A 17,960-nucleotide genomic window follows, 5' to 3' on the forward strand; every position below is an offset into this window, starting at 1 on the left:
GTCGGGGCTTGCTGTCGGCCATGCCCATGCTTTTGGCCCGACCGCTTCTCTCGTGGGAGCGACCTTGGTCGCGAATGCCTTCGCGCGCGAGCGCGCTCCCACGGATGACCCGGCCGCCCCGCGTGCAGACCGTCAAGTTCTGCCTGCCGCGTCCCGTCCAGGACTCCCCTGGCCGCGGGGCCGATCCAGGCATTGCAGTCCGACCCACCGGGACCAGGATTTTTGTCTGCGTGGGAGCGACCTTGGTCGCGAATGCCTTCGCGCGCGAGCGCGCTCCCAGGGATGACCCGGCCGCCGCGCGTGCAGACCGTCAGTTCTGCCTGCCGTGCCCCGGTCCGCCACGACCTTGGCGGCAGGCCTGATCCAGGCATTGCAGTCGGACCCATCGGGAGCAGGATGTTGTTTCCTGCCGCTCGACTTGCCCGAGCGGCCCGGCAGCTCCACCAGCGGCCGCGACTCACGCGGCGCCGACCGCGGGACTGGTCCACTTGCCGCCATGCCGACGCATGCACCTTCCACTGCCAATACGGTTCCGCCGCTTCTGGAGACGCGCGCCCGCGCTCGTTTGCGCGACACGCCGCTGCCCCTGCCGGGCCGCGGCGACACGCTTGCCCGCTGGCGCGCTTTGGCCCGGCTGGGCGTTGAAGACCTGGCCTTGGCCAAGGTGCTCGAAGCCCACCACGACGCGCGCGCGATCATGGCCGAACTGGACGCCGCGCCACCGCCCGCCGACACCCTGCTGGCGGTCTGGGCCGCCGAAGGCCCGGAGTCGACGGTCGCGGTGCGCGACGCGCCCGGCGGGCCGCGCCTGTCGGGGCGCAAGCCCTGGTGCTCGGGCGCGCGCTTCGTCGATGCCGCGCTGCTCACCGCAGGCGAGGGCGATGCGCGGCAGCTGGTGCTGGTGCACCTGCGCCAGCCCGGCGTCGCCATCCCCGATGCCGGCTGGCAGGCGGTCGGCATGGCCGCCATCGAAAGCGGGCCGGTGGAGTTCGACGCCGTGCCCTGCACGCGCATCGGTGCGCCAGGCGCCTACCTGACACGGCCCGGCTTCTGGCACGGCGGCGCCGGCGTGGCCGCCTGCTGGCTCGGCGCCGCGGTGGAGATCGCCCAGCGCATGGCCGACCCGGCGCGCGTGGCGCGCGATCCGCACCTGGCCGCGTTGCTGGGGCGCGTCGACATGGCACTGGGCGCCGCATCCGCGCTCATGCGCGAACTCGCCACGCGGATCGACGCCGACCCCGCGCAGCCCCACCAGCGCGACGTGGTGCGGCTGCGCTCGGTGGTCGAGCGCGCCTGCCACGACGTCCTCGATGCCGCCGCGCGCAGCCTCGGCCCCGGCCCGCTGTGCCGCGACGGCGAACACGCGCGGCGCTGCGCGGACCTCGCCGTATTCGTGCGCCAGAGCCACGCCGATCGCGACTGGGCCGCGCTGGGCGCGCAGGTCGCAGCCCTGGAGGCGGACGCACGATGGCCGCTGTAGCCCCGCCGCGCATCCATGGCGCGGGCCAGTGCGAATCCGCATGGCGCGCGTCCCCATGGCTGGCTGCGCTGGACGAACAGCCACCAACGCAGCTGCTGCAGGGCCGACACCGCGTGGTGCTGCTCTCGCCGCATCCGGACGACGAGACCCTCGCATGCGGCGGTCTTCTGCGCGCCGCCAGCGAGGCCCGGCTCGACATCCAACTGGTGGCAGTGACCGATGGCGAGGCCTGCTATCCCGGCGACGCCGCCTGGACGCCCGCGCGCCTGCGCGACGTGCGTCCGCGCGAAGTCATGCAGGCCTTCGATGCCCTCGGCGTACGCGCGCAAGTGCAGCGGCTGGGCCTTCCCGATGGCGGGGTAGGGAGTCACGCCGCGGCGCTCGAGGCCGCGCTGCGCACCCTGCTGCAGCCCGGCGACCTCGTGCTCGCGCCATGGGAGCAGGACGGCCACCCCGACCACGACGCCGTCGGCCGCGCCGCGCTCGCCACGGCGCAGCCCGGCATGCGCCTGCTGCGCTATCCGGTCTGGGCCTGGCACTGGCTGTCGCCGCACACCCATCGTGCGCCCTTCGATGCGATCCGCATGCCACTCACGCCAGACACGGTCGCGCGCAAGCAGCGCGCCATCGCCTGCTTCGCCTCGCAGCTGCAAAGCGACGCGCCACGCGCGCCCGCGCCGATCCTGCCGCCGCACGTCGTGCAGCGCTTCCACCGCCCGTTCGAGGTCTACCTGCCATGACGCTCGCGCGTTATTTCGAGCAGGTCTGGCAGGAAGGCGACGACCCCTTCGGCTACCGCAGCCGCTGGTACGAAACCCGCAAGCGCGACCTGCTGCTGGCCGCGCTGCCGCGCCCGGAGTTCGAACGCGGCTGGGAGATCGGCTGCGCCAACGGCGAGCTGACCCGCAAGCTGGCGACACGCTGCGACGCCCTGCTGGGCACCGACCTCAACCCGCGCGCCGTGACCGTGGCGCGCCAGCGTTGCGCCGGCCTCGGTCACGTCGAGCTGCGCTGCATGGAGCACCCGCGCGAATGGCCCGATGGCCGCTTCGACCTAGTGGTGGTCGGCGAGATGGGCTACTACCTCGACGACACCGCCATGCAGGCCTTCGCCCACAGGATCGAAACCTCCCTCGCACCGCGCGCCGTGCTGCTGGCCTGCCACTGGCGCCACGGCTTCGACGGCCGCCACAGCGACACCCTGGACGTACATGCACGGCTGGCGGCCATCCCCGGCCTCAGCCGCATCGCCCACTACCGCGACCAGGACTTCATCCTCGATTGCTGGAGCAGCGACACCACCTCGGTGGCGCAGCGCGAGGGCCTGCGATGATCGGCGTCCTTGTGCCTGCGCACAACGAAGAAGCCCTGATCGGCGATTGTCTGCGCTCGATCCTCACCGCCGCCAGGTCGCCCGCGCTGGCCGGCGAACCCGTCGAGGTGGTGGTGGCCCTGGACAGCTGCAGCGACGCCACCTTCGATGCCTGCGACGCACTGGGCGTGCGCACCCTCGCACTGGAAGCACGCTGCGTGGGCCGCGCCCGCGCCGCCGCGGCCGACCTGCTGCTGCATGAAGGCGCGCGCTGGCTGGCCTCCACCGATGCCGACAGCCGCGTGCCCGTCGACTGGCTCGCCGCGCAGCTCGCCTGCAACGCCGACGCCTTCTGCGGCACCGTGCGCGTCGCCGACTGGCGCGGCTTTGCTCCGCGCGTGCGCGCCGCCTTCCTCGCCGGCGAGCACTACGTCGACGACCATCCGCATGTGCATGGCGCCAATCTCGGCGTCTCGGCCACGGCCTATCGCGCCGCAGGCGGATTCCCCGCACTCACCGCCCACGAAGACCGCGCCCTGCTGGACGCCCTGGAACGCAGCGGCCACACCATCGCCCGCCGCGCCCATCCCGCCGTCATCACCAGCGCCCGCCGCGACGCCCGCGCCCGGCATGGATTCGGGGATTACCTGCTGGGCCTCGAAGCAGCGGCCTGAATCGCGCGCGCACTCGCGCCGTGGCGCGCCTTTGATCACCCGCTCGTGGGACATGCGCCCTTCACCGGTGGAAGGCGGGAGCAGGGGACCAAGCCCCGGAATGCTTCTTCGCGACGCGCCCTCGCTCGCTTCCCCGCGCGCGGGGGCATTGCGCCCTTCACGGATGGAGGCTTGGGGTGAAGGCCCCCGAAGCCCCAATATCCGTCCCACCACCGCCCATCCCGAAGGCGCCGCCATGCGCAGCCCCAACCTCGCCTCCATCCAGGCCGCACTGCTCACGGCCACCCTGATCCTCCTCACCAGCTGCGCGGCCACGCCCGAGACCGCAGACGCCCCGAAGCCCGGCCCCGGCATCGCCGCCGCCCCCGAATCGCCACTCACCCGCTTCCACACCCCCAGCCCCGGCCTCCACACCGGCGGCCGCATCACCGCCGACGACCTGCCCGCCCTGCGCGCCGCCGGCATCACCCGCGTGATCGACCTCACCCGCGACGCCGAAACCCCCGCCTTCGACGAAGCCACCGCCGTCCGCGCCGCCGGCCTGGCCTACGACAACCTCCCCATCAGCGGCGCCACCGATCTCAACCGCCAATCCGTCGCTGCCTTCGACCAGCTGCTGCGCGGCACCCAAGGCCCGACCCTGGTCCACTGCGCCAGCGGCAACCGCGTCGGCGCACTGGCCGCGCTGCGCGCCGCGTGGCTGCAGGGTGCCGATGAGGAAGCGGCCATTGCAGAAGGCCAGCGCTGGGGGCTGCGCAGCCTGGAAGGCGAAGTCCGCACCAGGCTGGCGCGCGAGCGCTGCGTGGCGGCGGCGCAAGGGCAACAGGCAGTCGAAGCCTGCGCAGCAGGCGGCTGAGTCACGCATCACATCATCAGAGCTGGCTGCCCCTCCCTCGATCCGGTCGTGACTGTCCTGCGTTCCAGGACAGAGGACGCGGTGTCACGGCCCTCGACGAAAGGGCAAGATCCCCGCTGCCCAGGTGATGCAGTGCCGCGTTCCAACACGCGCAGTGACCTGGGCTTTACCCGCCAGGCCAGTTCCGCCATCATGCGTTGCAATTGCAACGCATACCCGGAGCCGTCATGAAAAGCGCTTCTCTGCCATCCCTGCGTGTCGACCCGGCGCTGCGTGAAGCCGCCGAGGCCGTGTTGCAGGAGGGCGAAACGCTCTCCAGCTTCGTCGAACAGTCCGTTCGGGCCCAGGTTGAGCAAAGACGCCAACAGGAAGCCTTCATCGCGCGCGGCCTCAGCTCCCGTGACCGCACCCGCGAGCACGGACGGTACGTGGAAGCCGCCGACGTACTCGACGGCCTCGCAAAGCGGCTGCAGAAGGCCCGCAGCAAGACCCGGCCAGCGTGAGCTTCCGCGTCCGCTTCACGGAAGAAGCGCGGGAGGACCTGGACCGGCTCTATGACTGGCTGCTCGACCGCAGCGAAGGGGACTTCGCACTGGCCGAGCGTGCGCTCCAGTCCATCCGCGACGCGGTGACGGTGCTCGAAGTCGCGCCCTTGAGCTGCCGCAAGGCCACGCCAGGCAATCCATTCTTGCGGGAACTGGTCATCGGCTTCGGCGCCAGCGGCTACGTGCTGCTGTTCGAGGTCGAGGACGCCGGGACGGTTACAGTCCTGGCGGCCAGGCACCAGCGCGAAGGCGACTACCATTGATCGACTGCGGCTTCGCGCCGCATGCGACGGCTGCGCGTAAGGCTGTCGCGGCAACAGCAGGGGACAAACATTGAACCAACAGGCTCTTTCCGCCTTCATCTGGTCCGTCGCCGACCTGCTGCGTGGCGACTACAAGCAATCCGAATACGGCAAGGTCATCCTGCCGTTCACCGTGCTGCGCCGCCTGGATTGCGTGCTGGCACCGACCAAGGCCAAGGTGCTGGCCGAGCACGACAAGAAGACCAAGGCCGGCATCAACCCGGACCCGTTCCTCAAGCGCATCGTCGGCAGCGCAGGCTTCTACAACACCAGTCCGCTGGACCTGCCCACCCTGCTCGGCGACCAGGACCACATCCGCCAGAACCTGTACCAGTACGTGCAGGGCTTCTCGCCCGAGGCGCGCGACATCTTCGAGCGCTTCGAGTTCCATACCCAGGTCGAGCGGCTGGCCAAGGCCAACCTGCTGTATCTGGTGACCGAAAAGTTCGCCGGCATCGACCTGCACCCCGACCGCGTGGACAACGCGCAGATGGGGCACGTGTTCGAGGAGCTGATCCGCCGCTTCTCCGAGCTGTCAAACGAGACCGCCGGTGAGCACTTCACCCCGCGCGAGGTGATCCGGCTGATGGTCAACCTCGTGTTCGTCGAAGACGATGCCGAACTCACCCCCGGCAATGCCGTGGTCCGCACCGTGTACGACCCCACGGCCGGCACCGGCGGCATGCTCTCGGTGGCTGCCGAGCACCTGCTGGAACACAACCCGGCCGCGCGCCTCACCCTGTATGGGCAGGAGCTCAACCCCGAGTCCTACGCCATCTGCAAAGCCGACATGCTGATCCGCGGCCAGGACGTGGCCAACATCGCCTTCGGCAATACCCTGAGCGACGACGGCTTTCCCACCCGCAAGTTCGACTACATGCTCTCCAACCCGCCCTTCGGCGTGGAGTGGAAGAAGGTCGAGAAGGCGATCCGCGCCGAGCATGAACAGCAGGGGTTTGCCGGCCGCTTCGGTCCCGGCCTGCCGCGCGTGTCAGACGGCTCCATGCTGTTCCTGCTGCACCTGGTGGCGAAGATGGCGCCAGTGGTGAACGGCCAGGGCGGCAGCCGCTTCGGCATCGTGCTCAACGGCTCGCCGCTGTTCACCGGTGGTGCCGGAAGTGGCGAGAGCGAGATCCGCCGCTACCTGCTGGAGAACGACCTGGTGGAGGCCATCATCGGCCTGCCCACCGACATGTTCTATAACACCGGCATCGCCACGTATGTCTGGATCGTCTCCAACAAGAAGGACGAGGACCGCCGCGGCCACGTGCAGCTGATAGACGCCAGCGGCTTCTGGCGCAAGATGCGCAAGAGCCTGGGCTCCAAGCGCAAGGAGCTGGGCGAGGAGCACATCGCCACCGTCACCCGCCTGTTCGGCGAGTTCACCGAGGCCGAGCTCATCACCGCGCTGGATGCCAAGGGCCAGCCTGTGGGCGAGCCGGTGCTGGTCACCGCCACCGGCGCCGAGCCATTGCCGGTGGCGCCGGAAGGCGGGCGCCTGAAGCGCGTTCCGATCAGCCGTGTTTTCGCCAACGAGGAGTTCGGCTACACCACCATCACCGTCGAGCGCCCGCTGCGCGACGAGGCCGGGAAAGTCATCCTGGGCCAGAAGGGCAAGCAGAAGGGCAGGCCGCAGCCGGACAGCGCCCTGCGCGACACCGAGAACGTGCCGCTGGGGCAGGACATCCAGGCCTACTTCGCGCGCGAGGTGCTGCCGCATGCGCCGGATGCGTGGATCGACGAGGCCAAGACGAAGGTCGGCTACGAGGTCCCGTTCAACCGTCACTTCTACGTGTTCGAGCCGCCGCGTCCGTTGGAGGCGATCGACGCGGAGCTGAAGGAGGTCGCCGCCAACATCATGCGGATGCTGGGGGAGATGGCGGAATGAGTCTGCCGAGGTATCCGGAGTACAAGGACAGTGGGGTGGAATGGCTGGGCGCTATCCCTGGTCACTGGGAAGTGCGCAAGTTCCGACACTCTTTCTCGGAAAGCTCCGAGAAGATTGAGGGTGAAGTTGTCGGTCCGATGCTCTCTGTTTCGGGCTACCGTGGGATCGAAGTCAAGGACTACGACGACGAGAATCGGCGCAGAACAGATCAGGAGCTGCAAGGGTATCGGATCGTTCGCCACGGCCAGCTCGTCGTGAATACGATGTGGCTCAACTATGCAGGCCTCGGGGTGTCGGCGCACGAAGGGCACGTCAGTCCGGCATATCGCGCCTACTGGATCTGTGCAGACCTTGAGCCTCGTTTCGTGCATCACATGATGCGTTGCGGCGAGTTCGTGAAGGGCTACTCGAAGTTTCTGACAGGTGTTCGACCCAATTCGCTGCAGATGAGCCGCGAAGACCTGATGGAATTTCGCTTGGCTGAGCCATCAAGGCCCGAGCAAGTCGCTATCGCCAAATTCCTCGACCGCGAAACCGCCAGGATCGACGCGCTGATCGCCGAGCAGGAAAAGCTGCTGGCGCTGCTGGCCGAGAAGCGCCTGGCCACCATCTCCCACGCCGTCACCCGCGGCCTGGACCCCAACGTCCCGATGAAGGACTCCGGCATCCCGTGGCTGGGCGAGGTGCCGGCGCATTGGGAGGTCATGCAACTTCGAAACATTGCGCGAATCGTACGTGGTGCTTCCCCCCGACCTGCGGGTGATCCGAAATTCTTCGCAAATGACGATGGACAAGGCAGTGTTCCATGGCTCACGGTTGCCGAGATTACGAAGGACGAGTCCTTGTATGTAGACGAAGTCCGTGAGTACCTCACTGCGCTTGGCGCAGAGCACAGTCAGCGTTTTGAGAAGGGAACGGTTGTGTTCAGTAACAGTGGGGCAACTCTCGGTGTACCCAAGATCCTCGGGATTGACTGCTGCGCGAACGACGGCGTCTTGGCATTTCGCGAACTGTCGCCCCACGTTGATCCGGAGTACCTGTACTGCTTTCTCCTCACGACTACCCAGCGGCTCAGAACAGAAATGAAACAAGGTGGCGGTCAGCCGAACTTGAACACCGACATAGTGAAGGGGATTGGCTTCGCTTGCCCGCCGACGGATGAGCAAAGCGAGATCGTTGCGTTTCTCCATGGAAAGTTCAGGCAATTTGAAAGCCTCAAACATGCAGCTGAGCAGAGCGTCGCGTTACTTTCAGAACGCCGCAGCGCCCTGATCTCCGCCGCCGTCACCGGCAAGGTCGACGTGCGTGGGATGGTCGAGGTTGAGGCCATGTGACCCGCGGAAGACACCATGCATGGAGGCGAAATGGCGTTCTCGGACTACGTTGTCTATGTCGATGAAAGCGGTGACCACAGCCTGGACGTGATCAATCCGGACTGGCCGCTGTTCGTGCTTTGCTTCTGCATCTTTCCCGTCGAGGCCTACGCCGCTGCGGTGGCGCCTGCGATCCGGCAGCTGAAGTTCGAGATGTTTGGCCACGACCTGGTGATTCTCCACGAACACGATATCCGCAAGAAGCGCGGCGCGTTTTCCCTGTTCAACCAGCCGGCCCGGGAATCGTTCATGGAGCGATTGACCGACATCATCGCGAACGCCGACATGACCATTGTCGCAGTGGTCGTCGACAAGGTGCGACTGAAGGAGCGCTACCAGACTCCGTTTCATCCCTATCACCTGGCCATGCAATTTGGCCTCGAACGGATCGACCAGTTCCTGAGGTTGCAGGGGCAGGGGGACCGCGAGACCTGCGTCGTATTCGAGGCGCGGGGTGCGAAGGAAGACAGGGAGCTTGAGCTGGAGTTCCGCCGGGTCTGCGACGGAAGCAACCGCGACCGACGTCCCTTGCCGCTCAGGATCCACGTGGCGGACAAGAAGACCAATTCGGAAGGTCTGCAGCTTGCGGACCTGACCGCACGGCCTCTGGGCTTGAGCCTGCTCCGGCCGGATCAGTCGAACCGGGCTGCCGCGATTCTTCGCGACAAACTCTTCCGCGGCGCACGTGACTGCGTGATCGGAAACGGCCTGAAGGTGTTCCCCTGAAAAGCAGAAGGGCCCCCGGGAAGTCCCAGGAGCCCAGCGCCGGTCGGGTGGTCCCAACCCATTTCATGGGCGACCATAAGCGGCATGGCCGGGCCGGTCAAGCAGGCTCTGACGGGCGGTCAGCCTGCGTTGCCGGTCGGACCGGGAGAGCCGCTTTGCGGCGCCTGCACACACGCACACAGGGGAACATGACGCCATGACGCACACCTTGACGGCCAAGGAACAACCGCTGGCCAAGATCTTCAGCGACGAGTACATGTTCTCGATCCCCGCCTACCAGCGGCCCTACTCCTGGGGCGTGGACCAGGCGCAGGAACTGCTTGATGACCTCATCGGCTACATGCGCGTCGGCGGAGCGGGGCTGGAGGATATTCCGCCGTACTTCCTCGGCAGCCTGGTGTTGATCAAATCCGAGGTATCGCCCAAGGCCGAGGTGGTGGATGGGCAGCAGCGATTGACCACCCTGACCCTTCTGCTCGCCTGTATCCGGGCGGTGACGCAGAGCGAGGAGGTCCGGCACGGGATTACTGCGTGCATCTACCAGAAGGGCAATATCGTTGCGGCCACCCGGAACCACTACCGGCTGACGCTGCGCGAGAGGGACATGCAGTTCTTCCGGGATCGGGTGCAGCACGAGGGTGGAATCGAGCAGCTCGTGGCCGGCAAGGAGGCGCTGCCGGACAGCCAGGCGCGGTTGCGCGACAACGCGCGTCATTTCATCGCGGTGCTGCGTGATCTGGATCCGCCCACCCTGGTCCGGCTGGTGCAGTTCATCGTCACGCGATGCTACCTGGTGGCCGTGGCGACGCCGGATCTGGATTCGGCCTACAGGATCTTCGGGGTGATGAACAGTCGCGGGCTGGACCTGACCGCGACGGACATCCTCAAGGCGGAGATCATTGGCGCGGTCAACGAAGCATCCCGCAAGGCATACACGCAGAAGTGGGAAGAACTCGAAGCCGACCTCGGCCGCGACGGGTTCGGCGAGCTCTTCAGCCACATCCGCATGGTGTACCGGAAGGCCAAGCCGCAGGGGACGTTGCTCAAAGAGTTCCGCGAGCACGTGGCACCGACCGATCCCGCGACGTTCGTGGACCAGGTGTTGGCGCCGATGGCGCAGGCCTACCGCGAGATCAGCGACGCGGACCACGCCAGCACGCGGAACGCCGAGGCGATCAACGACGCGCTGCGCTGGCTCAACCGGCTGGAGTTCAAGGACTGGATGCCACCCGCGCTGGCCTTCTTCACCCGTCACAAGGGCGACCCGGATGCCCTGCTGGGGTTCGTGACCGGCCTGGAGCGGCTTGCCTATTCGATGCTGGTGCGCAAGGCGGGGGTCAACGAGCGTATCGAGCGATTCTCGCGCCTGACGGCGGCGGTGGAGGCTGGCGACGATCTGGCGCAGCCCGCTTCGGCGCTGCAGCTGTCGCCGCTGGAGCAGCACGAGATGTACACGATGCTGGACGGTCCGCTGTACCGGACGCACTCGGCGCGCGCGCTGGGCGTGATCCTGCTGCGGCTGGACGCGCTGGCCTCCGATGGCAGTAAGACCATGCAGCATGACCAGGTCACGGTGGAGCACGTGCTCCCGCAGACCCCGCGCGCGGACAGCATCTGGGTGAAATGGATGCCGAGCGAGCAGGAGCGCCAGGGTTGGGTGCACCGACTGGGCAACCTGGCGCTGCTCAATCGCAAGAAGAACAGTAGCGCGAGCAACTACGACTTCGACCGGAAGAAGCACACGTACTTCAGCAAGGGCGGCGCATGTGCGTTCCCGTTGACGACCCAGGTGCTGCAGCAGGCCGAGTGGAACGGGCCGGTACTGCAGGCGCGGCAGGCGTCGCTGCTCAAGCTTGCCGAGGATCACTGGCAACTGGCCGCGCGCGCAGCGGCTGCCAAGCCTGCAGTGACCGCCACCGCGGCGCAGGCGGTGTCGCCCATGTTCGTGCTGGGCGGCCTCAACCACCAGCTCCAGGCGACGGGCCGGCAGGTGGATGGCCAGTTCGTGGTGTTTGCCGGGTCACGCGCGCGGGCGGACTGGGTGGGCGCCGACGGCGGCTACAAGTTCCTGCACCAGGACCTGGTCGACAACGGCACCCTGGCGCCGCCAGTGGGTGAAGCCCGCGAGTTCCTGCGTGATACCTGGTTCAGCAGCCCGAGCGCAGCCGCGGCGGTGGTATGGGGTCGTTCGGCGAACGGGCGCATGAGCTGGCGCGTGCAGGACACCGGGCAGACGTTCGCCGAGTGGGAGGAGGGCGTTCCCGCAGGCGAGTCCGATGAGGACGAGGGCGAAGACGACGCCAGGGAGGACCTGTACCGCCGCTTCTGGGACCAGTTCCTGGCCAAGGCCAATGCGCGTGGCACGCTGTTCCAGCGGCGCACCCGCAGTTCGAACCCCTGGCTCGGCGTCGGCATGGGACGCAACGGTTTCCGTCTGAATGTGGCCATGACCCGGGGCGAGGCGCGGGTGACCTGTCTGATCCATCAGGAGGAGGGGTGTACCGCGTTGTTCGATGTGCTGCATGCCCAGCGCGCAGCGATCGAAGCCGAGTTCGGCGCACCGCTTGATTGGGCGGCGTTGTCGGAGCGGAAGCGTTCGCGGATCCGCGCGACCACCGATGGCGGCTGGCTGGTCCCGGAAGCCGAATGGTCCGAGGTCCAGGGTCGATTGGTCGAGCTGGCGTACCGGTTGAACGACGTGCTGCGACCGCGCATCGAGAGTTTGTAGGTGCAGCGGCTATCCGTCACTGCCGTGGCGACGTTGCTGCGGGACCCGATCCAAGGGCTGGTCAGCACTCGGCTAGCACACGGCTATGCTTGGGTGGCTCCCAATGTGGAACTTCTGCACCGCCCGGAGAGTGAGCCGAGCGTTGGCATTCAAGCTCAACCAAATCCAAGGATCAGCGCCGCCAAAGCTGCCGCCCCAGCAACTAGTTCTGCCTTGTTACGCCCCTCTTTGACGGCCTCAGCTGGCTTGGCGCGTTGCTCTGCGGCAATGGTTTGGGCAGTCCTGACAAAACGCCCTCCTGCCTTCTTGTGTCCGGTGTCGGCTAGCTCGGCGATGGCATTGGCCCCAAGCAGTGCTTGGTGGCCAATCATAGGCATCTCAAATGGCAAGTCGTGGTACGCGCCTGGCTGGATGACGCTGTCCACGCCCAAGTGATAAGCGAGTCCTAGGCTCGTGCCCTTGGCGCCGGACACCGCAGCTTCTTCGAAACGCTCGTGGATCAGTGTCCAGCGAGGGTCATGGCCATCAGGAAGATGACGATGAGCAATTACTACAAAATCGACGAGAGAGTACAGGGTGGTCTCCACCACCGCGCCCGCGAGTATCGAGTGGGTAAAGATGGATCGATGCGCGCCTATGCCAAGGAACGTGATGTCAGAGTCCGGGATGCCGCCATCGCCGTCGAATCCACCTCCTGCCAAGTAGAAGGAAAGACCAACAATCAGCAGGTCTGGGGCGAACTTCTTGGGGTCGTTTTGTAGTTCTCTGATAAGGGGCGGTACCTGTTTCCTGAACTGACGAACGAAGGCCGTCGCCTTTCGCTCTCCGGCCCCCAGTCGCACGTTGACGTGGTCCCCGAAGCGATTCTCCAGAATTGCACGGGTAGCTTCGATAATTTCCCTTCCGGTTCCCTCCACCAGGTCAAGCGCCATTCCTCCGTAGTTTCCCACGCGCCGAGCGAGGACTAAGGCAAAGCGGCCGACAGTCCTACGGGACCATCCGGACGCGTCATCCAAACTCAACCTGTCGAATGCAAACTTGAGCTCGCGGGCAAGTTTGTGCGCATCAGAGGCACTCATTGACCACTTGCCTGCAGATGCTTGGTCCGGCAGGGGACGTACCGGCGTCCTGCGAGGCGCTGAGGGCGAAGTTGGGCGCTGCTTCGGCGTCGACCTCGGAGCCTGCTTTGGCTTTGCCGGAAACTTTGTCCTTTTCGGTTGAGTCGTCAAGGTGCGGCGACCCGCTGCCCCAGTCGGCAGTGGATGCTCTGGAGGTTCTGGTGGTGGGGACGTTCCACCTGCTGTCTTTGCCGTAAACAGACCCCAACCGCGCCCCTCCCTACGCAGTATCGGGGATCGTCCGCCATCCACCACGATAGCCAAGGCTCTCTCCTTGGCTTGTGCAAGGGTCGGAAACTCAGCCACCAAGACCAGCTCAGCCATGGCTCCCCCAAAGGGCTGAAGATGAACCAGCGACTCTTATAACCCACGTTCCGAAACGCAGGGGAGCCTTTGTCAATGGGCAGGTAGTAGACGACCTTGGCGTTGGGGATGGCCGAGTCGTCCGTTGCGATAGCGGGCCGCTTGACGGACTTGAACGATCGGTTGTGTGGCGTCCGGCCTCTTGAAATGACCTGTCGTTGGTGTAAATTCGCAATTCGCGAATTGCGAATGCGAGTAGCGCCATGGAACTCAAGCCTCAGGACATGCTGGTGCTGCTCAAGGCGGTGGCCCATCCGGGCCGGCGCTGGACGTATGCAGCCTTGGCCGAGGCGCTGTCCATGAGCGTGTCCGAGGTCCACGCGAGCGTGAAGCGGTCCACAGCGTCGGGACTGGCGGTGATGCGCGGGCGCGGTGACTGGGCGCCGGTGGTGCCGGCCCTGCTGGAATTCGCGGTGCATGGGGTGCGCTATGTCTGGCCCGCCGCTGCAGGAGCGGTGAAGCGGGGGGTGCCGACGTCCTTCGGAGTCGAACCACTCGCGTCCCGGCTGGCTGCCGCGGCTGGCGAAGCGCCGGTTTGGCCGCATCCGGCTGGCAGTGCCAAAGGGCCCGGACTGGCGCCGATCTACCGCACGGCCCCGGAAGCGGCGCTGGCAGACCCCGCGCTGCATCGCCTGCTGGCCTTGCTGGACGCGCTGCGCACCGGCCGCGCGCGCGAGCGCGCCCTGGCCACGGAGCTGCTGAGGCAGGAACTCGAGGTCGCCGATGCGGCCTGATGATCCCAACCTGCCCAACCTCCGCACCATTGCGGAAGCGCTGGGTGGGCTGCGGGAACGGATGGTCTTTGTCGGCGGTGCGGTGGCGGGGCTGCTGGTCAGTGACCCCTTGGCAGAGACAGTCCGGGCAACGGTGGATGTGGACGCGGTGGTCCGGGCCACGCTGGGTGGCTTCCACCGGATCGAGGAAGACGTTGCGTCGTGCGGGTTCGTGCGGGACATCCATAGCGGCGTGATGTGCCGCTGGGTGCATCGCGAGTCCGGCGTGGTGTTCGACCTGATGCCGGTGGAGCCGGACGTGCTCGGCTTCTCCAACCGGTGGTACGCCTACGCCGTGGACACCGCTGTGCCAGTCGAACTGGCGCCGGGCTTGTGCATCCGCTGCGTGTCGGCGGTGGCGTTCGTGGCGACCAAGCTGGAGGCGTTCGCGGCGCGCGGCGCGGGCGACATCCTCGGCAGCCATGACCTGGAAGACGTGCTCAACATCGTGGACGGCCGCGAAGAACTGGCGGACGAACTGGCCGCCGCACCCGTGGAGGTACGATCGGCCGTGGCATCGGCGTTCGCCGGCCTGCTGCAACACCGGGATTTTGCCAATGCGCTGCCCGGAATGATTGCCGAGCCGGCACGTGCCGGCATCGTGCTGCAGCGACTCAGGGGGATGTCGCAATGAACCTGCACCAGGAACACCACTTCGAGCGCGAGATCTGCGAGCGCCTGGCGGCCAACGGCTGGCTGTACGCGGATGGCGACGCATCCCACTACGATCGCCAGCATGCGCTGTACCTGCCGGACCTGACGGCCTGGCTGCAGGCGACGCAACCCGACAGCTGGGAAGCGCTGACAAAGGCCCACGGTGCGCAGGTGCAGGCGGTGCTGGCGCAGCGCATCCGCAAGAACCTGGATGAGCGCGGCACGCTGGAGGTGCTGCGCCGCGGCGTGGAGATGGTGGGGCTCAAGCGTCCGCTGTCGCTGGTGCAGTTCCGCCCGGCGCTGGCGCTGAACCCGGTGATCGAGCAGCACTACGCCGCCAACCGGCTGCGCGTGGTGCGGCAGGTCAGACACTCGCCCAACCGGCCCAATGACTGCGTCGACCTGGCGCTGTTCGTCAACGGCATCGCGGTGGCGACGGTGGAGCTGAAGTCCGACTTCACACAGTCGGTGGGCGATGCAGTGGACCAGTACCGGTTCGATCGCGATCCGCATCCCAGGGGCGGACTGGCCGAACCGCTGCTGGCGTTTCCCGGTGGGGCGCTGGTGCATTTCGCGGTCAGCCAGGCCGAGGTGATGATGAGCACCCGCCTGGCGGTGACCGATACATTTTTCCTGCCGTTCAACCGGGGCAACGCCGGTGGCGCGGGCAACGCCCCCGATCCGGAAGGCGCAGCAACCCGTTACCTGTGGGAACAGGTGTGGGCGCGCGACAGCTGGCTGGAGATCCTGGGCCGGTACCTGATCGGCAAGCGCGACAACAAAAAGCAGCTGACTGCGGTCATTTTTCCCCGCTACCACCAACTGGATGCGACGCGGAAGCTGGTGGCCGACGTGCGTGCGAACGGACCAGGCCAGCGCTACCTGATCCAGCACTCGGCGGGCTCCGGCAAGACCAACTCGATTGCCTGGTCCGCGCATTTCCTGGCCGACCTGCATGGTGCGGACAACACGAAGATGTTCGACAGCGTGCTGGTGGTGTCCGACCGCACGGTGCTGGACACGCAACTGCAGGAGGCGATCTTCGACTTCGAGCGCACGACCGGCGTGGTGGAGACCATCACCGGCGAGCAGGGCAGCAAGAGCGCGCAGCTGGGCGAGGCGCTGAAAGCGGGCAAGAAGATCATCGTCTGCACCATCCAGACCTTCCCCTTTGCACTGAAGCTGGTGCAGGAACTCGCCGCCACCGAGGGCAAGCGCTTCGCGGTGATCGCCGACGAGGCGCACAGCTCGCAGACCGGGCAGGCGGCGGCGAAGCTCAAGGAGCTGCTGAGCGCGAAGGAGTGGGAGGAGCTGCAGGACGGCGGCGAGATCGACACCGAGACGCTGCTGGCCGCGCAGATGGAGGCCCGCAGTGCACAGTCCGGCCTGACATATGTCGCATTCACCGCCACGCCCAAGGCCAAGACGCTGGAACTTTTCGGCCGGCCCGGGCCGGACGGCCTGCCGCAGCCGTTCCACGTGTACTCGATGCGCCAGGCGATCGAGGAGGGCTTCATCCTCGATGTGCTGAAGAACTACACGCCGTACAGCCTGGCCTTCCGCCTGGCGCACAACGGGCAGGAGTTCGACAACACCGAGGTCGAGCGCAGCACGGCGATGAAGGGGATCATGCAGTGGGTGCGGCTGCATCCCTACAACATCGCGGCCAAGGTGCAGATCGTGGTGGAGCACTACCGCGAGAACGTGCAGCCGCTGCTGGAAGGACGCGCCAAGGCGATGGTGGTGGTCGCGTCCCGGCGCGAAGCGGTGCGCTGGCAGAAGGCGATCCGGGCCTATATCGAGCGGCAGGGATATCCGCTGGACGTGCTGGTGGCGTTCTCTGGCGAGGTGGACGACCCGGAAAGCTTTCCGGAACCGGTCACCGAAGGCAGCGCGCTGCTCAACCCCGGACTCAAGGGACGCGGAATCCGCGAAGCCTTCGTCCGGCCGGAGTACCACCTGCTGCTGGTGGCCAACAAGTTCCAGACCGGGTTTGACCAGCCGCTGCTGTGCGGCATGTACGTCGACAAGAAGCTGGGCGGCATCCAGGCCGTGCAGACGCTGTCGCGCCTCAACCGGGCGCACCCCGGCAAGGACACCACCTATATCCTCGACTTCCAGAACGATACCGACGAGATCCTCCAGGCATTCCGCACCTACTACGAGACAGCGGAGCTGGAAGCGACGACGGATCCGAACCTGGTCCTGGACCTGCGCGCCAAGCTGGACGCCGCCGGCCACTACGACGATTACGAGGTCGAGCGGGTCGCGAAGGTGGAACTGGATCCGCAGGCGAAGCAGTCGCAGCTGGTCACCGCCATCCAGCCAGTGGCGGACCGCCTGCTCAAGCGCTACAAGGCCGCAGCCCAAGCGCTGGCCGTGGCCGAGGCGGCTGGACAAACGCAGGCTGTCGCGGAAGCGAAGGACGCACTCGACGCGCTGGTGCTGTTCAAGGGCGACATGGACGCGTTCAACAGGCTCTATGCCTTCCTGTCGCAGATGTTCGATTACGGCAACACCGATATCGAAAAACGCTTCCTGTTCTACCGCCGCCTGCTACCGCTACTGGAGTTCGGGCGCGAGCGCGACACTGTCGACCTGTCGAAAGTGGTGCTGACGCACCACACCTTGCGCAGCGCGGGCAAGCAGGCGCTTGCCCTCGCCGGGAGTGGAAGTTACGCGCTCCCGCCGATGGACGCCGTGGGCAGCGGCCGGATCCAGGAAAAGGAGCAGGCGTACCTGGCCGAAATTATCGAGCGGGTGAACGGACTGTTTGAGGGACAGATCCGCGACGAGGACCAGCTGCAGTACGTCGATGGCGCACTCAAGGGCAAGCTGCTGCAGAACGACACGCTTGCCAAGCAGGCTGCGGACAATTCGAAAGAGCAGTTCGCGAACTCGCCCGATCTCAACCAGGCGCTTGTCAACGCCATCATCGATGCCCTGGACGTGCACAACACGTTGAGCAGCCAGGCCCTCGCCTCGAATCGCGTACAACAGGGCCTCAAGGACATCCTGCTTGGACCCGGGCAACTGTATGAGCTGCTTCGTTCGGGACGCGGAAGGGGTGGGGCGGCTGCATCCCCGTAGCCCGAGGAAGTCAATCCGGTGGGGTGGCGCACACTTCGTGGCACCACCGCGGTCTGGCCGCCCCAGACTCACCCCGTG

General features: G+C 66.6%; 15 protein-coding genes. 14 read left to right on the top strand and 1 reads right to left on the bottom strand.

Translation table 11 applies throughout. The annotated features are described in order from the left end of the window. Positions 1-664 precede the first annotated feature (664 nt). The 11 genes from Q0863_RS02020 to Q0863_RS02070 all read left to right on the top strand — a co-directional run bounded on the left by Q0863_RS02020 (position 665) and on the right by Q0863_RS02070 (position 11,884). Positions 665-1,480 carry an acyl-CoA dehydrogenase family protein gene (locus tag Q0863_RS02020; protein ID WP_345780511.1) on the top strand — a complete coding sequence of 272 codons (816 nt, stop codon included), beginning with the start codon at positions 665-667 and terminating at the stop codon, positions 1,478-1,480. Then, entirely contained in the window at positions 1,468-2,220 is a 753-nt protein-coding gene (locus tag Q0863_RS02025) for a PIG-L family deacetylase (protein ID WP_298574369.1), read from the top strand. Before Q0863_RS02020 ends, Q0863_RS02025 begins: the two co-directional genes overlap by 13 nt. Further along, positions 2,217-2,813 (top strand): class I SAM-dependent methyltransferase, encoded by a 597-nt coding sequence (locus Q0863_RS02030; RefSeq protein ID WP_298574385.1) that lies wholly within the window; start codon positions 2,217-2,219, stop codon positions 2,811-2,813. Before Q0863_RS02025 ends, Q0863_RS02030 begins: the two co-directional genes overlap by 4 nt. After that, entirely contained in the window at positions 2,810-3,466 is a 657-nt protein-coding gene (locus Q0863_RS02035) for a glycosyltransferase (protein WP_298574394.1), read from the top strand. Before Q0863_RS02030 ends, Q0863_RS02035 begins: the two co-directional genes overlap by 4 nt. Before the next feature lie 235 nt (positions 3,467-3,701). Beyond that, complete coding sequence (locus tag Q0863_RS02040; protein WP_298574402.1) at positions 3,702-4,322, top strand: sulfur transferase domain-containing protein; 621 nt, start codon at positions 3,702-3,704, stop codon at positions 4,320-4,322. 227 nt (positions 4,323-4,549) lie between these two features. Beyond that, the gene (locus Q0863_RS02045) at positions 4,550-4,825 is read left to right on the top strand and encodes a YlcI/YnfO family protein (protein ID WP_298574410.1); all 276 of its coding nucleotides are present in this window, start codon (positions 4,550-4,552) and stop codon (positions 4,823-4,825) included. Continuing rightward, positions 4,822-5,130: a type II toxin-antitoxin system RelE/ParE family toxin gene (locus Q0863_RS02050; RefSeq protein WP_298574426.1), complete on the top strand. Its 309-nt coding sequence runs from the start codon at positions 4,822-4,824 to the stop codon at positions 5,128-5,130. The genes Q0863_RS02045 and Q0863_RS02050 overlap by 4 nt, the downstream gene beginning before the upstream one ends. Positions 5,131-5,200: 70 nt before the next feature. Continuing rightward, positions 5,201-7,057, top strand: coding sequence for a class I SAM-dependent DNA methyltransferase (locus Q0863_RS02055; RefSeq protein WP_298574433.1), 1,857 nt, complete (start codon positions 5,201-5,203; stop codon positions 7,055-7,057). Beyond that, on the top strand, positions 7,054-8,391 hold the full coding sequence (locus Q0863_RS02060) for a restriction endonuclease subunit S (protein ID WP_298574440.1): 1,338 nt from the start codon (positions 7,054-7,056) through the stop codon (positions 8,389-8,391). Before Q0863_RS02055 ends, Q0863_RS02060 begins: the two co-directional genes overlap by 4 nt. Before the next feature lie 30 nt (positions 8,392-8,421). Then, positions 8,422-9,156, top strand: coding sequence for a DUF3800 domain-containing protein (locus Q0863_RS02065; RefSeq protein WP_298574448.1), 735 nt, complete (start codon positions 8,422-8,424; stop codon positions 9,154-9,156). A gap of 196 nt (positions 9,157-9,352) precedes the next feature. Beyond that, positions 9,353-11,884: a DUF4268 domain-containing protein gene (locus Q0863_RS02070; protein WP_298574456.1), complete on the top strand. Its 2,532-nt coding sequence runs from the start codon at positions 9,353-9,355 to the stop codon at positions 11,882-11,884. Positions 11,885-12,039: 155 nt separating this feature from the next. Here Q0863_RS02070 and Q0863_RS02075 read toward each other — a convergent pair whose 3' ends face one another. Continuing rightward, positions 12,040-12,816, bottom strand: a complete 777-nt coding sequence (locus Q0863_RS02075) for a hypothetical protein (protein WP_298574463.1) — start codon at positions 12,814-12,816, stop codon at positions 12,040-12,042. A gap of 752 nt (positions 12,817-13,568) precedes the next feature. Between Q0863_RS02075 and Q0863_RS02080 the strand changes: the two genes are divergently transcribed. The 3 genes from Q0863_RS02080 to Q0863_RS02090 are packed head-to-tail and all read left to right on the top strand — an operon-like array spanning position 13,569 to position 17,882. Then, positions 13,569-14,099 (top strand): MarR family transcriptional regulator, encoded by a 531-nt coding sequence (locus tag Q0863_RS02080; RefSeq protein WP_298574473.1) that lies wholly within the window; start codon positions 13,569-13,571, stop codon positions 14,097-14,099. After that, the gene (locus Q0863_RS02085; protein WP_298574480.1) at positions 14,089-14,772 is read left to right on the top strand and encodes a hypothetical protein; all 684 of its coding nucleotides are present in this window, start codon (positions 14,089-14,091) and stop codon (positions 14,770-14,772) included. The genes Q0863_RS02080 and Q0863_RS02085 overlap by 11 nt, the downstream gene beginning before the upstream one ends. After that, entirely contained in the window at positions 14,769-17,882 is a 3,114-nt protein-coding gene (locus Q0863_RS02090; protein ID WP_298574488.1) for a DEAD/DEAH box helicase family protein, read from the top strand. The genes Q0863_RS02085 and Q0863_RS02090 overlap by 4 nt, the downstream gene beginning before the upstream one ends. The last annotated feature ends 78 nt before the right edge of the window (positions 17,883-17,960 follow it).

The sequence above is a fragment of the uncultured Luteimonas sp. genome, assembly GCF_947492465.1.
GTDB lineage: Bacteria > Pseudomonadota > Gammaproteobacteria > Xanthomonadales > Xanthomonadaceae > Luteimonas.

Coding starts and splice junctions, on each gene's coding strand:
- Q0863_RS02025 (WP_298574369.1), top strand. CDS start 1,468: ATGGCCGCTGTAGCCCCGCCGCGCATCCATGGCGCGGGCCAGTGCGAA.
- Q0863_RS02030 (WP_298574385.1), top strand. CDS start 2,217: ATGACGCTCGCGCGTTATTTCGAGCAGGTCTGGCAGGAAGGCGACGAC.
- Q0863_RS02035 (WP_298574394.1), top strand. CDS start 2,810: ATGATCGGCGTCCTTGTGCCTGCGCACAACGAAGAAGCCCTGATCGGC.
- Q0863_RS02040 (WP_298574402.1), top strand. CDS start 3,702: ATGCGCAGCCCCAACCTCGCCTCCATCCAGGCCGCACTGCTCACGGCC.
- Q0863_RS02045 (WP_298574410.1), top strand. CDS start 4,550: ATGAAAAGCGCTTCTCTGCCATCCCTGCGTGTCGACCCGGCGCTGCGT.
- Q0863_RS02060 (WP_298574440.1), top strand. CDS start 7,054: ATGAGTCTGCCGAGGTATCCGGAGTACAAGGACAGTGGGGTGGAATGG.
- Q0863_RS02065 (WP_298574448.1), top strand. CDS start 8,422: ATGGCGTTCTCGGACTACGTTGTCTATGTCGATGAAAGCGGTGACCAC.
- Q0863_RS02070 (WP_298574456.1), top strand. CDS start 9,353: ATGACGCACACCTTGACGGCCAAGGAACAACCGCTGGCCAAGATCTTC.
- Q0863_RS02075 (WP_298574463.1), bottom strand. CDS start 12,816: ATGGCGCTTGACCTGGTGGAGGGAACCGGAAGGGAAATTATCGAAGCT.
- Q0863_RS02080 (WP_298574473.1), top strand. CDS start 13,569: ATGGAACTCAAGCCTCAGGACATGCTGGTGCTGCTCAAGGCGGTGGCC.
- Q0863_RS02085 (WP_298574480.1), top strand. CDS start 14,089: ATGCGGCCTGATGATCCCAACCTGCCCAACCTCCGCACCATTGCGGAA.
- Q0863_RS02090 (WP_298574488.1), top strand. CDS start 14,769: ATGAACCTGCACCAGGAACACCACTTCGAGCGCGAGATCTGCGAGCGC.